At 68.5% G+C, this 16,221-nt stretch carries 12 protein-coding genes; 11 read left to right on the top strand and 1 reads right to left on the bottom strand.

Annotation, left to right across the window (positions count from 1 at the left end; genetic code table 11):
* The first annotated feature begins 206 nt into the window (after window positions 1-206).
* The 9 genes from ASC92_RS05825 to ASC92_RS05785 are packed head-to-tail and all read left to right on the top strand — an operon-like array spanning window position 207 to window position 10,754.
* On the top strand, window positions 207-2,369 hold the full coding sequence (locus ASC92_RS05825; protein ID WP_056511503.1) for an indolepyruvate ferredoxin oxidoreductase subunit alpha: 2,163 nt from the start codon (window positions 207-209) through the stop codon (window positions 2,367-2,369).
* Complete coding sequence (locus ASC92_RS05820) at window positions 2,366-3,940, top strand: indolepyruvate oxidoreductase subunit beta family protein (RefSeq protein ID WP_056511500.1); 1,575 nt, start codon at window positions 2,366-2,368, stop codon at window positions 3,938-3,940. The genes ASC92_RS05825 and ASC92_RS05820 overlap by 4 nt, the downstream gene beginning before the upstream one ends.
* 40 nt (window positions 3,941-3,980) lie before the next feature.
* Complete coding sequence (locus tag ASC92_RS05815; RefSeq protein ID WP_056511499.1) at window positions 3,981-5,153, top strand: ABC transporter substrate-binding protein; 1,173 nt, start codon at window positions 3,981-3,983, stop codon at window positions 5,151-5,153.
* A 26-nt stretch (window positions 5,154-5,179) separates the two neighbouring features.
* Window positions 5,180-6,373, top strand: a complete 1,194-nt coding sequence (locus ASC92_RS05810) for an alpha-hydroxy acid oxidase (RefSeq protein WP_056511496.1) — start codon at window positions 5,180-5,182, stop codon at window positions 6,371-6,373.
* Window positions 6,366-7,238 (top strand): branched-chain amino acid ABC transporter permease, encoded by an 873-nt coding sequence (locus tag ASC92_RS05805; protein ID WP_056511492.1) that lies wholly within the window; start codon window positions 6,366-6,368, stop codon window positions 7,236-7,238. Before ASC92_RS05810 ends, ASC92_RS05805 begins: the two co-directional genes overlap by 8 nt.
* Window positions 7,235-8,179, top strand: a complete 945-nt coding sequence (locus ASC92_RS05800) for a branched-chain amino acid ABC transporter permease (protein ID WP_056511489.1) — start codon at window positions 7,235-7,237, stop codon at window positions 8,177-8,179. The genes ASC92_RS05805 and ASC92_RS05800 overlap by 4 nt, the downstream gene beginning before the upstream one ends.
* 1 nt (window position 8,180) lies before the next feature.
* Window positions 8,181-8,939 carry an ABC transporter ATP-binding protein gene (locus ASC92_RS05795; protein ID WP_056511487.1) on the top strand — a complete coding sequence of 253 codons (759 nt, stop codon included), beginning with the start codon at window positions 8,181-8,183 and terminating at the stop codon, window positions 8,937-8,939.
* A complete protein-coding gene (locus tag ASC92_RS05790; RefSeq protein ID WP_056511484.1) occupies window positions 8,936-9,646 on the top strand; it encodes an ABC transporter ATP-binding protein in 711 nt (236 codons plus the stop codon). The genes ASC92_RS05795 and ASC92_RS05790 overlap by 4 nt, the downstream gene beginning before the upstream one ends.
* A gap of 13 nt (window positions 9,647-9,659) precedes the next feature.
* Complete coding sequence (locus ASC92_RS05785) at window positions 9,660-10,754, top strand: enolase C-terminal domain-like protein (RefSeq protein ID WP_056511480.1); 1,095 nt, start codon at window positions 9,660-9,662, stop codon at window positions 10,752-10,754.
* Window positions 10,755-10,831: 77 nt separating this feature from the next.
* Here the strand turns inward: ASC92_RS05785 and ASC92_RS05780 are convergent, their stop codons facing one another.
* On the bottom strand, window positions 10,832-12,799 hold the full coding sequence (locus ASC92_RS05780; protein ID WP_056511477.1) for a sigma-54-dependent Fis family transcriptional regulator: 1,968 nt from the start codon (window positions 12,797-12,799) through the stop codon (window positions 10,832-10,834).
* A 197-nt stretch (window positions 12,800-12,996) separates the two neighbouring features.
* Here ASC92_RS05780 and ASC92_RS05775 point away from each other — a divergent pair, with 197 nt between their 5' ends.
* Window positions 12,997-14,724: a GMC family oxidoreductase gene (locus tag ASC92_RS05775; protein ID WP_056511473.1), complete on the top strand. Its 1,728-nt coding sequence runs from the start codon at window positions 12,997-12,999 to the stop codon at window positions 14,722-14,724.
* A 40-nt stretch (window positions 14,725-14,764) separates the two neighbouring features.
* Window positions 14,765-16,219 carry a benzaldehyde dehydrogenase gene (locus ASC92_RS05770; protein WP_056511470.1) on the top strand — a complete coding sequence of 485 codons (1,455 nt, stop codon included), beginning with the start codon at window positions 14,765-14,767 and terminating at the stop codon, window positions 16,217-16,219.
* The last annotated feature ends 2 nt before the right edge of the window (window positions 16,220-16,221 follow it).

Here is a 16,221-nt window from a genome sequence, read left to right as displayed (position 1 = left end):
CTCTTGGTTTGCCCTGCTGCCTCTGTTCAAACAACCGGTGTCGCGCATCGACAGGGTTGATTGCCCTCTTCATCGAATCCATCGATGCGTAACTCTCATCGCATCGATTGGATTGCTGAAAGTACCCACCTAAAGTCCAAACCCGCAAGCCATCCCACGACACATGCCAGCGCCCGACCGGGCGCGAGCCGGAGACAAAAAAAGCCATGGAGCGATCTTTCGCCGAAGAAGTCAAACGCCTTTCGCTGGGCGCCGACGAGGAATTTCATGGCGAGGGCATCCTCGCCGTCACAAAGGCGCTGCTGCAGTCGGGCGTGAGCTACATCGGCGGCTACCAGGGCGCGCCGGTTTCGCACCTGATCGACGTGCTGGGCGACGCGCGCGGCCTGCTCGACGAGCTCGGCATCTACTTCGAGAACAGCGCGTCCGAGGCCGGCGCGGCCGCGATGCTCGGCGCGTCCATCAACTACCCCGTGCGCGGCGCAGTGACATGGAAGTCCACCGTGGGCACCAACGTCGCGTCGGACGCGTTGTCCAACCTCGCCTCGGCCGGCGTGAAGGGCGGCGCGCTGATCATCCTCGGCGAAGACTATGGTGAGGGCTCCAGCATCATCCAGGAGCGCACGCACGCCTTCGCGATGAAGTCGCAGATGTGGCTCATGGACCCGCGGCCCAATCTGACATCGATCGTCGACGCCGTGGAGCGCAGCTTCGAGCTATCGGAGGCGAGCCAGACGCCCGTGATGCTGCAGCTGCGCATCCGTGCCTGCCACGTGCACGGCAGCTTCGTTTGCAAGGACAACCGCGCGCCGGCGATCTCGACGCGCGAGTCGATCACCGAGCCGCATTTCGACTTCGCCAACATCAACCTGCCGCCGTCGATCTACGCGCAGGAGCGCATGAAGATCGATTCGCGCTGGCCGGCCGCGTTGGACTTCATCCGCCGCGAGAAGCTCAACGAGCGCTTCGACGGCGACTGCAACGACATCGGCCTGATCCTGCCGGGTGGGCTCTACAACGGCACGATCCGCGCGCTGCAGCAGCTCGGCCTGGCCGACGCGTTCGGCAACAGCCGCATTCCGCTGCAGGTGCTCAACGTGGTCTACCCGATGGTGCCCGACGAGCTCGTCGGCTTCTGCAGCGGAAAGCGCGCGGTGCTGATGGTCGAGGAAGGCCAGCCAAACTATCTTGAAGACGCGCTGCACGCGATGCTGCGCAAGGCCGGCTGCGACACCCGCCTGCACGGCAAGGACATCTTCCCGATGGCCGGTGAATACACCGGCGAAGTGTTGGTGCGCAGCCTGGCCGAGTTCATCCACCAGGCCCGTCCGCAGGCACTGGGCGAAGACGGCGCACTGCAGGTGGTCGACACCGCCGCGCCGCTGGGCGCGCTCAAGCCGCAGGCTGTGGCCGCGCTTGGCGTGCCGGTGCCCAACCGCCCGCCAGGTTTCTGCATCGGCTGCCCCGAGCGCCCCGTGTTCGCGGCCATCAAGCTGATGCAGAAAGAGCTCGGCGCGGTGCACGTCAGCGCCGACATCGGCTGCCACACCTTCGGCACGCTGCCGCCGTTCAACACGGGCAGCACGGTGCTTGGCTACGGCCTGGGGCTAGCGAGCTCTTCGGGCATCGCTCCACTCATGGGCAACCGTGTCGTGAGCATCATGGGCGACGGTGGCTTCTGGCACAACGGTTTCACCAGCGGCGTGGTGAACGCGGTCTACAACAACCAGGACTCGGTACTGGTGATCCTAAAGAACGGCTACACCTCCGCCACCGGTACGCAGGCCATTCCCTCGTCGCCCACGCAACCCGCGGCCAAGCCGCTGACGCTCGACATCGAGGCCGCGCTCAAGGGCGTGGGCGTGAGCTGGGTGCGCAAGGTCAGGAGCTACAGCGTCGCCGATATGCGAGACACGCTGCAGGAAGCGATGACCACCGAAGAAGGCGGCCTCAAGGTGATCATTGCTGACGGCGAATGCCAGCTCGAGCGGCAGCGCCGCATCAAGCCGGTGCAGGCCGCCAAGCTCAAGCGCGGCGAGCGCGTGGTGCGCACGCGCTTCGGCATCGACGACGACGTGTGCACGGGCGACCACTCGTGCATCCGGCTGTCGGGCTGCCCGTCGCTCACCGTCAAGCCTAACCCGAGCGCGCTGCGCACCGACCCGGTGGCCACGGTCAACCAGGGCTGCGTGGGCTGCGGCCTATGCGGCGAGAACGCGCACGCGGCCATTCTTTGTCCGTCGTTCTACAAGGCCGAGATCGTGCAGAACGCCGGCACCTGGGAGCGGCTGCTGCACCGGCTGCGCGGCGGGGTCATCGGCCTCATGGCCGGCAAGGCGCGCGACCGCTCGGAGGCACTGGCGGCATGAACACGACGACACCTGCAGGCGCGACACCGCGCATCGTCACCGTGCTGGTGGCCGCCATGGGCGGCGAGGGCGGCGGCGTGCTGGCCGACTGGCTCATCTCCGCGGCCACGGCCTGCGGCTTCCCGGTACAGAGCACCTCGGTGCCCGGCGTGGCGCAGCGCACCGGCGCCACCAACTACTACGTCGAGATCTACCCCGTGCCGGCCGAGCAGTTGGGCAACGCACGCCCGGTGTTCTCGCTCACGCCGAACCCGGGCGACGTCGACATCGTCGCCGCCTCCGAATTGGTGGAGGCCGGCCGCATGCTGCAGGGTGGCTTCGTGCATCCGCGGCGCACCACGCTCGCGGCTTCCACGCACCGCGAATACGCGGTGGTCGAGAAGTCCGCCATGGGCGACGGGCGCTACGACGGCCAGCGCGTGATCGACGCGGCCACCGAGCTCGCGCAGCGCAGCTTCCTGTTCGACATGCGCGCGCTCGCATGGCGCAACGGCACGGTGATCAACACCGTGATGTTCGGCGCCATGGCCGGCAGCGGCGCCATTCCGTTCTCGCGCGAAACCTGCGAACAGGCGATCCGCGCATCGGGCAAGGCGGTGGAGGCCAGCCTGAAGGGTTTCGCGGCGGGCTTCAACCATGTGACGGGCGTGGCGGCCGTGGTGGGTGCAGCGCCTCCCGCCGCGACCACATCGCCGGCCGCAGCGCCGGTGCACCCTCGCATCGCCGCCCTGCCCGAGCCGCTGCGCCACCTGCTCGGCCACGGGCTTCGGCAAGTCGCCGACTACCAGGACGCGCGCTACGGCGACTTGTACATGCAGCGCGTCGAATCGGTGCTGGCGCTGGAGCAGCCGTTCGGCGGCGACCTGCCCGTGACGCGCGAGACCGCGCGCTACCTCGCGCTGTGGATGAGCTACGAGGACGTGGTCCGCGTGGCCGACCTCAAGACACGCGGCGAACGGCTGCAGCGCGTGCGCAACGAAGTGGGCGCGCGCGGCAACGAGCCGCTGCGCCTCACCGAATACCTCAAGCCCGGGCTCGACGAGGTCTGCTCGCTGCTGCCGCCGACCGCCTCGGCCTGGCTGCGCAAGCGCCTGGCGCACAAGGCGCACAAGCTAAACGTGGGGCTGCACATGCGCACCGACACGGTGTTCGGCTTTGCGATGCTGTGCGGGCTGCGCTCGCTGCGGGTGATGCGCCGCGCCAGCGCGCGCTACGCCATCGAGCAGCAGATGATCGATCGCTGGCTCGACACAGTGCGCCGCGCGATCGCGATGAGCCCGCGCCTGGCCTACGAAATCGCGCTGTGCGGCAACCTGGTGAAGGGCTACGGCGAGACCAGCGAGCGCGGCCATCGCAACCTCGGCGCGGTGCTCGACGACATGCAGGCCGCGCTGGCCGCACCGCATCCTGGCGCCGCATCGATCGACCAGGCTGCGGCCCGCGTGCGCGCCGCGCGCGAAGCGGCGCTGTCCGACCCCGAAGGCCGCACGCTGGCCCGCGCGCTCGGCCTGCCGGCACCCGCGGCGCGCACCCATCCGATTCACATCGTGCGGCGCAAGCCGGCGCGCTGACGGCACGAATTACCAACCTAGAACGACAGGAGACAAGACGATGAAAAACAAAACGACTTCCACCCCCTTCGGCCGCCGCGCCGTGAATTCCCTGCTGGCTGCCGCCATGCTGCTGCCGCTGGCGTCGGTGGTGCACGCGGCCGACCCGATCAAGATCGGTGCCGTGGTGTCGGCCACCGGCCCGGCTTCCTTCCTCGGCGATCCGCAGCAGAAGACGCTGGAGATGTACGTGCGCAAGATCAATGCGGCCGGCGGCGTGCTCGGGCGCAAGCTCGAGCTGGTGCTGTACGACGACGCCAGCGACGCCAACAAGGCCAACGCCTTCGCGCGGCGCCTGATCATGCAGGACGAGGTCGACGTGATCCTGGGCGCATCCACCACCGGCTCCACCATGGCGATGGTGCCGCAGGCCGAGGCATCCAAGGTGCCGATGATCTCGCTGGCGGCCGCCTCGGTCATCGTCGAGCCGGTCAAGCCCTACGTGTTCAAGATGCCGCACTCCGACCGCATGGCGGCCGAGAAGGTGCTGGACGAAATGAAGAAGCGCGGCTTCACCCAGTTCGCGCTCCTGTCCGACACCGGCGGCTTCGGCAAGTCGGGCCGCACCGAGACGATCAAGCTCGCCGGAACGCTCGGCCTGAAGATTGCTGAAGACCAGACCTATGGCGAGAAGGACACCGACATCACGCCCCAGCTCACGCGCATCAAGTCCTCGCCTGCGCAGGCGATCCTGGTGTTCGGCACGGGCCAGGCGCCGGCCATCATTGCGCGCAACTACCAGCAACTGGCCATGAAGCAGCCGCTGTACACCACGCACGGCCAGGCCTCGACCGAGTTCATCCGCATCGCGGGCAAGTCGTCCGAAGGCATCCGCATGCCCTCTCCCGCCCTGCTGATCGCGCAGGCGCTGCCAGACAGCGATCCACAGAAGAAGGTCAGCGTGTCGTATGCGAAGGAGTTCGAGTCGCAGGCGAAGATGGACGTCTCCACTTTCGGCGGCTATGCGCACGACGCGCTGTTCCTGCTGGTCGACGCGATCCAGCGTGCGGGCGGTACCGACAAGCAGAAGCTGCGCGACGCCATCGAGGCCACCAAGGACTTCGTCGGCGTGAGCGGCATCTACCGCATGTCGGCCACCGACCACATGGGCCTGGACGTGTCCGCGTTCCGCATGGTCGAGGTGCAGGGAGGCAAGTTCGCGGAAGTTCACTAAGCGGCGCGGATCACCCAAGGAAGCGCATGAAGCTCAATGCGAACGACCACCGCCGGCACGCACGCTGGCGGCTGCCCCGCTTCGTCTTCGACTATGTCGATGGCGGCGCGGAAAACGAAGACTGCCTGCGCCGCAACGTCGCAGACCTGGCCGGGCTGCACCTAGTGCCCACCGCGCTGCGCGACACGCGCCATGGCGACACCGGCATCACGGTGTTCGGCCAGCGCTGGTCGGCGCCGATGGGCGTGGCGCCCGTCGGCTTCGCGGGCCTGGTTCGCCCGCATGGCGACACCCTGCTGGCCTGCGCCGCCGCCTCGGCGGGCGTGCCGCACGTGCTGTCGACGCCGTCGAACGACCGGCTCGAGGCGGTGCGCGAGGCCGCGCTGCGCCGCAACCCCGCGGCCTTGCAGTGGATGCAGCTCTACGTGATGGGCGACCGCACCATTGCCGAGCAGTTGGTGCGCCGCGCCCGCGAGGCCGGCTACGGCGCGCTGGTGCTCACGGTGGATGCCGCCGTCAGCGGCCAGCGTGAACGCGACGTGCGCAACGGCTTCAAGCTGCCGTTCCGCTTTACGCCGTCGACCCTGCTCGACCTGGCGCTGCACCCGGCGTGGTCGCTCGGCATGGCGCTGCAGGGGCGCTCGCCGTCGTTCGTGAACCTCAGCGAGGCCGACGACGGCGCCACCTCGCCCCAGCTGCAGGCCGCGCTGCTGTCGCGCACCATGGATCGCACGCTGGTGTGGGAGCACCTGGCCTGGCTGCGCCGCCTGTGGGACGGCCCGCTGGTTGTCAAGGGCCTGCTGCACCCAGACGACGCCGCGCTGGCCGTGCGCCACGGCGCCGACGCCATTGTGGTGTCCAACCACGGCGGGCGCCAGCTCGACGCGGCGCCCTCGACCATCTCGGTGCTGCCGCGCATGGTCGATGCCGTCGCGAACCGCATTCCCGTGTTCGTGGACAGCGGCTTCCGCCGCGGCAGCGACGTGGTGAAGGCGCTGGCCGCTGGCGCCACCGCAGCCTTCGTCGGCCGTGCCGCGGTGTGGGGCATGGCCACCGGCGGCGAAGCGGGCGCGCGCGGCGTGCTTGCCGGCCTCGCCGACGACATCGCCCGCACCATGGTGCTGATCGGTGCCGACCGCGTGGCGGACGTGTCGCAGCGGCACCTGCTCACCAACCTTTCAACACCTCTCGCAATTCAGACCGGAGACCGCCGTGGCTGACTTCATGCAATTCGTCTTCTCGGGGCTCACCACCGGCGCGATCTACGCGCTGGCCGCGTTGGGCTTCTCGCTGATCTACAACGCCAGCGGCGTCATCAACTTCGCGCAGGGCGACTTCCTGATGCTGGGCGCGATGATCACCGCCGCCCTGCTCGGCGCCAACATGCCCTACGGCATCGCCGTGGCGGGCGGCGTACTGGCTACGGTGGTGGCCGGGCTGCTGCTGTACCGGCTGGCCATCAAGCCCGCGGGCGAGGCCGGCGTGGTGTCGCTGATCATCATCACCATCGGCGCGTCGATCTTCATCCAGGGCGTGGTGCAGATCGTGCTCGGCAAGAACCAGCAGACCTTGCCCGCCTTCAGCGGCGACGCGTCGCTGTCGATCCTCGGCGCCTACGTGCTGCCGCAAAGCCTCTGGGTGCTGGGCACGGCGGCGGTGCTGGTGGCGCTGTGCTTTGCGTTCTTCCGCTTCACGATGGTCGGCAAGGCGATGCTGGCGGTGGCGGCCAATGCGCTGGCGGCGCGCGCGGTGGGCATTCCCACCTCGCGCGTGCTGCAGCTTTCGTTCGGGCTCTCGGCGCTGCTGGGCGCGGTGGCCGGCGTGGTGGCCGCGCCCATCACGACCACGGTGTACGACATCGGCCTGATGCTGGGCATGAAGGGCTTCGTCGCGGCCACGCTGGGCGGGCTCGGCAGCGCGGGCGGCGCGGTGGTGGGCGGGCTCATCGTCGGGCTGCTGGAGGCGCTGATGGCGGGCTACGTGTCGTCCGCCTACAAGGATGCGGTGCCGTTCGTGCTGATCGTGTTCATCCTGCTGGTCATGCCGCACGGCCTGTTCGGCCGCAAGGCGGCGGAGCGCGTATGAAGGCGAGCTCGCATGCGCTGCTGCGCCCTTCCCTGCTGGTGCTGGCACTGGTGCTCGCGCTGCTGCCGCTGGCCATGCCCAACAACTACGTGGCCGACGTCGCGGTGCGCATCGCGCTGGCGGCCATCGCGGCCATCGGGCTCAACCTGCTGATGGGGTTCGCTGGGCAGATCAGCATCGGCCACGCGGCCTTCGTGGCCATCGGCGCGTACGGCAGCGGCATCGTCACGGTGCGCTTCGGCTGGCCGCCGCTGCTGGCGATCGGCGGCGCGGCCGTGGGCGCGGCGGCGGTGGCCTGGCTCATCGCCAAGCCCATCCTGCGGCTCAAGGGCCATTCGCTGACCATGGCCACGCTGGGGCTGGGCGTGATCGTCAACATCGTGCTGATCAATGAGGTCGACTGGACCGGCGGGCCCGACGGCATGGCCGTGCCGCCGCTGGTGGTGGCCGGCTTCACCTTCGCGAAGGTGCTGCACTGGTACGCGCTGGCTGCGGTGCTGCTGTGGCTGTCGGTGCTGCTGTCGCTCAACCTCTACCAGTCGCCCGCGGGGCGCGCGCTGCGCGGGCTCAACGGCTCCGAAGTGGCTGCGCGCGTCATGGGAGTGGACGTGGCGCGCTTCAAGGTGCGCGCATTCGTGGTCTCTGCCGTGTTCGCTGCGGTGTCGGGCAGCCTCACGGCCCACTACCTGGGCTTCATCAGCCCGTCGCTCGCAGCCTTCACGCATTCGGTGGAGCTGGCCACCATGGTGGTGCTCGGCGGCATGGCCTCGACCTTCGGCGCGGTGCTGGGCGCCGCGCTGCTGACGGCGCTGCCGCAGCTGCTGGGCGGCCTGCACGGCTACGAGATGGTGTTCTTCGGTCTCGTGCTGATGCTCACCATGATGTTCCTGCCCAAGGGACTGGTGCCCACGCTGGCGCTCCGGCTGCGCAGGAAAGGTTGAGATGCTCGAAGTGAAGAACCTCGGCAAGTCCTTCGGCGGCGTGCACGCCATGCAGGACGTGAGCTTCAGTGTGCGCGGCGGCTCGGTGCATTCGGTGATCGGGCCCAACGGCGCGGGCAAGACCACGCTGTTCAACCTGATCAGCGGCGTCTACGAGCCCACGCGCGGCGAGATCCTGCTCGACGGCGAGAACGTGGCCGGCATGGCGCCCGAGCAGTTGGCGCGCCGCGGTATGAGCCGCACCTTCCAGAACCTGCAGGTGTGCATGAACATGACCGCCTGCGAGAACGTGATGCTGGGCGCGCACCTGCACACGCGCAGCTCGCTGCTGGGCGGCATGACCGGCGCCACGCGCAGCGCCGATGCCGCGCTGCGCGAGGAGGCGCTGCGGCTCATCGACTACGTGGGCGTGGGGCGGCACGCCCATGCCCACGCCACGCAGCTGTCGTTCGGGCTGCTCAAGCGCCTGGAGATCGCACGCGCGCTGGCGAGCAAGCCGCGCATCTTGCTGCTCGACGAGCCGGCCGCCGGCCTGAACGACACCGAGACGCACGAGATCACCGAACTGATCCGCGGCATCGCCGCCTCGGGCGTGACGGTGCTGCTGGTGGAACACGACATGAAGCTGGTGATGAACATCTCCGACCACCTGCTGGTGCTCGACTACGGGCGCAAGCTCGCCGAAGGCACGGCCGCCGAGGTGCGTGCCAACCCGCAGGTGATCGCGGCCTACCTCGGCACCGAAGCGGAGGCCGCATGAGCAGCGCCGCGCTCGAGGTGAAGGGCCTGTTCGCGGGCTATGGCCGCATCGAGGCGCTGCACGGCATCGACCTGCGCGTCGGCCAGGGCGAGCTGGTGGCGCTGGTGGGCGCGAACGGCGCGGGCAAGACCACGCTGCTGCGCGCGGTGTCGGGGCTCATTCGCGCCAGCGCCGGCAGCGTGACGCTGTTCGGCCGCGAGATCGCGCGCGACAGCGCCGACGCGCGCGTGCGCGCCGGGCTGTCGCAGGTGCTAGAGGGCCGGCAGGTGTTCGGCCCGCTCTCGGTGCAGGACAACCTGCTGCTGGGCAGCTACACCCGCCCCGCGCGCCGCCAGGAGCGGCTGGCCGAGATGTACGCGCTGTTCCCGGTGCTCGAGGAGAAGCGCCTGCTCGCGGCCGGCACCCTCTCGGGCGGCCAGCAGCAGATGCTGGCCATTGCGCGCGCGCTGATGAGCGAGCCCAAGGTGCTGCTGCTCGACGAGCCTTCCATGGGCCTGGCGCCGCTGCTGGTGAAGGAGATCTTCAACGTCATCGCGCGGCTCAAGGCACGCGGCATCCCCATCCTGCTGGTGGAACAGAATGCGCACGCGGCGCTGTCGGTGGCCGACCGGGGCTACGTGCTGGAGACCGGCACCATCGCGCTCGGCGGGCCGGCCGCGCAACTGCTCGGCGACGAGCGCGTGAAGGCGGCCTACCTCGGCCTGTGAAGGAACCACACCCATGAACATCTTTCCCGATACCGGCCTGCTGGTGGCCGACGTGCAGGCGCGCTGCGTCAACGTGCCGCTTGAGCACCCCGTGCGCACCAGCGTGGGCGTGGTGGCGACGGCACCGCTGGTGCTGGTCGACCTGTACGCCAGCGACGGCACCGTGGGCCGGGCCTACGTCTTCACCTACACGCCGCTGGCGCTGCGCGCCACGCGGCGCATGCTGCTGACGCTGGGCGGCGCGCTCAAGGGTCAGCCGCTGGCGCCCTTCGACCTCGACCAGTTGCTGGCGCAGCGCCTGCGGCTGTTGGGTCGCACTGGCATCGCGCAGATGGCCAGCGCCGGGCTGGACATGGCCGCCTGGGACGCGCTGGCCAAGGTGCGTGGCGTGCCGCTGGTCGAGTTGCTGGGCGGCACGCGCCGCGCCATCACGGCCTACGACAGTCACAGCATGGACGGCGTTGCGCTCGGCATGCAGCGCGCCGCGTTCTCCATGGAGCAGGGCTTCGGTGCCATCAAGACCAAGATCGGCTACGCCACGCTGGCCGAAGACCTCGAAGTGGTGCGCGCACTGCGCGGCGTTATCGGCGACAGGACGCAGCTGCTGGTCGACTACAACCAGGGCCTGACGGTGCCCGAGGCGGTGCGCCGCATCCATGCGCTCGAAGACGAAGGCATCGGCTGGGTCGAAGAACCGACGCTGCAGGAAGATTACGCAGGCCATGCACGCATTCGCGAGCGCGTGCGCTTGCCGGTGCAGATGGGCGAGAACTGGTGCGGCCCCGACGAGATGGCCAAGGCGCTGCAAGCCGGCGCCTGCGATCTCGCCATGCCCGACGCGATGAAGATCGGCGGCGTCACCGGCTGGCTGCGCGCCGCGGCGCTGGCGCAGGCGCACGGCGTGCCGATGTCGAGCCACATCTTCCAGGAGGTCAGCGTGCACCTGCTGGCCGTCACGCCGACGCGCCACCTGCTGGAGCGCATGGACTTGGCGGCGCCGGTGCTGGCGCGGCCGCTGGCCTTCGAGAACGGCATGGCCACTGCGCCGGCTGAGCCGGGCACGGGCATCGAATGGAACGAAGAGGCCGTACGGCACCACTTGGTGTAGCGGGCGTCATCACCTGGAGCTCGTGCGTTGCCCGGGGAGGGCACACTCTGCCCGCAAGCCGTCGTGATCGATGCTGTCTATGACGCGGTCCCGGTGGCGCATGCACGCGCTTTGGTGACGTCGCGCTTTGCCTTCACCTTGCGATAAAGCGTTGCGCGCCCGATGCCCAGTCGGCGTGCCGCGAGCGTCATGTTCTGCTCGCACTCGATCAGTACCGCCTCGATGGTCTGCCGTTCGATGTCACCCAGGTGCCGCGTCGCCGGTGCCAGCACTGCTGCGACGGCCTGTGGCGCAGGCAGCGCCTGCTGCTCGGGGGAAGGCAACGTCGCGCTCAATCCTTCGGGCAGATCCGCCAACGAGATGTGCCCAGGCAACACCGCCATGGCCCGCGCGTGGCGAATCGCATAACGCAATTCGCGAACATTGCCCGGCCACGCATGACGCAGCAACGCTTCGCGCGCAGCGTCTTCAAGCCGAAGAGAGCCGATGTCACCAGCCTCTTCAACCAGCAGCGTATCGACCAGAAGGTCAAGATCACCGCGCTCGCGCAGCGGTGGCATGCGAAGCGAGTAGCCAGCAAGGCGAAAATAAAGGTCTTCGCGGAACTGCCGAAGCGCGACCATCTCCTGGAGCGGGCGATGGCTCGCGCAGATCAGTTGCAGGTCGACCTTGCGTGCCTGCAGGCTGCCCAGGCGCGTGACCTCGCGCCGTTCCAGCGCGCCGAGGAGCACGGCCTGCAGATGGAGCGGCATGTCGCCGATCTCGTCGAGAAACAGAGTGCCCCGGTGTGCGGCCTCGATCTTTCCCATGGCACCGCCGCGCCGTGCACCTGTGAAAGCACCCTCGGCATGGCCGAACAACTCGGCCTCGATGAGTTCGGCCGGCACGGCCGCGCAGTTGATCGCCACGAACGGGCCCTGGGCGCGGGCGCTGGCAGCGTGCAAGGCGCGGGCTGCGACTTCCTTGCCGGTGCCGGTTTCGCCAGCGAGCAGGATCGGCAGGCCGCCGTCGAGCGCAGTGCGGGCGCGCAGGAACGCGGTGCGCGTGGATGCATCGCCGAATTCGGGCACGTGAGCGGCGGGTGCCGCAGCCGTGCGCGCCGGCATTTGCGGCATGTTCCGCAGTTCCATCGACTGCGCAAACACCAGCACGCCATCCTGCAGGCGCAGGCTCGCGGGCGCCTGGCCCCTGCGAACCTCGCCGACCAACGCTGCGAAACCGTCCTCGAACACATCGTTGAAGTGCATGCCACGCCGTTGCTGCGGGATCGACAACAGCGCGCTCGCCGCGCGGTCGAGCGCGAGCAGTTCGCCGTCGGGCCCGAAGGCCAACATTGACTCCCCCGACACCGCCGAGTGCGCCGCGTGCCATCCCAGCCGCAGCAGCAGGAAACCCTCGAGCCGCTCGAACAGTCGCCGCTCGATGGCCTGCGCGCACGCTTGCACCAGGACCAGCGGCGCAGCCGATGCGCCGCCGGTGTCGCGCGTGACGTCGACCGAGCCGACCGCGTGACCGAAGGGGTCGAACACCGGTGCGGCGAGACAGTGAAAGCTGCCGTTCATCGCGAAAAAATGCTCGTCGGCGAACACGCGCACCGCGCGCCCCTCGATCACGGCATTGCTCATGGCGTTGGTGCCGATGGCGTTCTCCGACAGGTCGACACCCGGCCTGAACGCTGCGCGCAACGATGCACCATGCCTGTCGAGCTGGCCCACGACGGCCAGCGCGCGGCTTCTTGAGTTGGTCAGCAGCACCGCATAGCCGGCGCCCGCCACGGCACGGCCCAGCCGTTCGAGTTCGGGTGCGGCGGCATCGCAGAGCACGCGCTCGCGCTCGAGCAACGCACGCAACTCGTCTGCGCGGTCGACGCTGAAATCGCAGGGCTCGCGATGATGGCGGCCGGCGTCGCGGCAACGCACCCACGAACGCAGCACGGCGTCATCGACCTGCCCCTGCGGCATGGCACCGGTTTCGAAGAAAGCCTGGCGCGCCACCGCAATGGCACCCGCGTGGGACAGGGAAACCGCGTTCGTGTGAACTTGCATCGTTGCGCCTTGCCTCTGGCCACCGTCTCATTCTGAGACGGTGAGTTGTCTCATTTCGAGGCGAGGCGGCTCGTTGCGATGCGCTTGCGGCCGTCATTTCGCCCTTTTTCCAGTGGAGAACATGCGGCACGCCAATTGCAGTCCAGCCCTTGCCCGCCTCACCAGCCGGGCAAATTCTAGAAGCAACGGAGACACGCATGTACACAGGAAAACCATCGGACGCACTGGCGCTCGGCGACGCGATCGACGCCGCGGAAAGCGCCTTGTTGCGAGGGCGCATCGACAGGCGCAGGTTCGTGAGCCTGCTCGCGACCATCGGCGTGGCCTCGGGCCCCGCGCACGCGCTGGCAGCGACTGCACAGGGCCGGCAGGCCGCACTGAACCGCAAGTTGCGCAGCGAATACGACTACATCGTTTGCGGCGCGGGTTCTTCGGGCTGCGTGGTCGCGCACCGCCTGAGCGAGGACCCGAACCTGCGCGTATTGCTGATCGAGGCCGGCGGCAGCGACGACAAGCCCGGCATCGACAACCCGGGCGTGTGGTTCACCAACATCGGCGGCGAGTTCGACTGGGCCTTCAAGACGCAGCCCAACGCGGCACTCAACAACCGTGTGGTGCCGCAGCCGATGGGCAAGGCGCTGGGCGGCGGCAGCGCCATCAATGCCATGGCCTACGTGCGCGGCCACATGAGCGACTTCGATCACTGGGCGGCCGAGGCTGGCGACCCGGGCTGGTCATACAGGAGCGTGCTCGAAATCTACAAGCGGATCGAGGACTGGCAGGGCCCGGCCGACCCCGACTATCGCGGCAAGGGCGGCATATTCTGGGTCCAACCCGCGAAAGACCCGAACCCGATTGCACCGGCGATGGTGGCGGGCGCGGCGTCGGTCGGCATTCCGAGCTTCGACGACCACAACGGCCGCATGATGGAAGGCCCAGGCGGCTGCTCGATCGCCAACACGACGATCAAGGACGGACGCCGGCACGGCGTGTCGAAGACCTACCTCCACCCCGCCCTGGAACGCCCCAACCTCACGGTGTTGACCGGCGCCGAGGTGCATCGCGTGGTGCTCAAGGGGCTGCGCGCGACGGGCGTCGAGATCGTGCATGGCGGCAAGATGAATCGCATCTCGGCGGCGCGCGAAGTCATTCTCTCGACCGGCGCGATCAACACGCCACGCATCCTGATGCACTCGGGCATCGGCGATGAAGCCGAGCTGAAGCGCGCGGGCATTGCGCGCGCTCATCACTTGCCTGGTGTGGGGCGCAACTACCACGACCACATGCTGCTCGCGGGCTGCGTGTGGGAATACAGGACCCCGCAGGCGCCGCGCAACAACGCAGCCGAATGCACACTGTTCTGGAAGAGCGACGCGAGCCTGCACTCGCCCGACCTGCAGCCTTTCCAGATCGAGGTGCCCTACGTCAACGAAGTGACGAGCAAGCAGTTCCAGATGGCCGAGGCTGCATGGTCGATCGCGCCGGGGCTGGTGCGGCCCAAGAGCCGAGGCCGACTTACGGTGCGCTCCAGCAAGCCGGCCGACGGCGTGGTGATCGACGCCAACTTCATGTCGCATCCTGACGACCTGAAGGCTCTGGTGCGCGGCGTGGAGCTGTGCCGCGAGATCGGCAATTCGCAGGCGATGCGCGAATTCGTGAAGCGCGAAATCATGCCCGGCCCGCTCAAGGGTGCAGCGATGGAAGATTTCGTACGCAATGCCGCCGGCACCTATTTCCACGAGGTCGGCACCTGCAAGATGGGCCGCGACGAGATGTCAGTGGTCGACGCGCAGTTGCGCGTGCGCGGCATCCAGAACCTGCGCATTGCCGACGGCTCGATCATGCCGGCCGTCACCACGGGCAACACCATGATGCCTTGCGTCGTCATCGGCGAGCGTCTCGCCGAGATGCTGCGTCCAGCCTGAAATCCGTTCTGCTTTTTTTTCGACAACCAGGAGACTCTTCATGACCGCAACCAACTGGACTGACAACATCTACGCCGCCAATGGCTGGGCCAAGGCCCACGGCGGCACGACCGAGGTGCGCGAAGCCGCCACCGGCAACGTATTGACCCGCATCGGCGTCGCCGACGATAGCGATGTCAACACCGCCGCGCGCACAGCCGCGAAGGCCGGCGCGGCGTGGGCCGAAACGCCCTTCGATCAGCGCGCCGCCGTGATGCGCAAGGCAGCAGCGCTGTTGCAGGAACGCGCCGCCACCTTCAACGACTGGAACGTGCGCGAGTGCGGCTCCATCGTTCCCAAGGCCGAGTGGGAACTGCACGCGACCGTGGAGCAGATCTCGATGGCCGCTGCGCTGCCGATGGAGGCGCACGGCTTGCTGTTTCCCTCAAGCATGCCGGGTCGCACCAACATGTGGCGCCGTGTGCCGATCGGCGTGGTCGGTGTGATCGCGCCCTGGAATTTTCCGCTGCTGCTGGGCATGCGCTCGGTGGCGCCGGCGCTGGCGCTCGGCAACGCCGTGGTGCTCAAGCCCGACACGCAATCGGCCGTCACGGGCGGCCTGCTGGTGGCGCAACTGTTCGAAGACGCGGGCCTGCCGGCTGGCGTGCTGCAGGTGCTGCCGGGCGGCGCCGCCACCGGCGACGCGCTGGTTCGCCATCCGGCAGTGGGAATGATCTCCTTTACTGGCTCGACGGCCGTCGGCCGGCAGATCGGCGAGATCTGCGGTCGCATGCTCAAGAAGACGGCGCTCGAACTCGGTGGCAACAACGCGATGGTGGTACTGGCCGACGCCGACCTTGATGGCGCGGCGTCGTGCGCGGCCTGGAGTGCGTTCCTGCATCAGGGCCAGATCTGCATGCAGGCCGGCCGCCATCTGGTGCACCGCTCGGTGGCCGAGGCCTACGCCGGCAAGCTGCGCGAGCGCGCGGCCGCGCTGCACGTGGGCGACCCGGCAAAGGGCCCCGTGCATATCGGCCCGCTGATCAACGACCGCCAGGTGGCCAAGGTGCACGACATCGTGCAGTCGTCCATCAAGGCTGGCGCGCGCGCGCTGATCGGCGCCGCGCACGAGGGCCGGATGTACCAGCCGACGGTGCTTGTCGACGTGACGCCCGACATGCCGGCGTTCAAGGAGGAGATCTTCGGGCCGGTCGCACCGATCACCATTTTCGACACCGACGAAGAGGCCATCGAGCTCGTGCACCGCAGCGACTACGGCCTGGCGGCCGCCATTCATTCGCTCGATCTGGGCCGCGCCACGGCCATGGCCGAGCGGCTGCGCTGCGGCATGGTGCACATCAACGACCAGACGGTGAACAACGAATTCCAGGTGCCATTCGGCGGCATGGGTGCATCGGGCAACGGCGGACGCTTCGGCGGGCCGGCCAACCTCGACGAGTTCACGCAGACGCAATGGATCAGCAGCAAGGCACGGCCGATCCGCTATCCGTTCTGACG

The organism is Variovorax sp. Root411 (assembly GCF_001425205.1).
Lineage (GTDB): Bacteria > Pseudomonadota > Gammaproteobacteria > Burkholderiales > Burkholderiaceae_C > Variovorax.
This window is presented reverse-complemented; position numbering and strand designations above follow the sequence as displayed.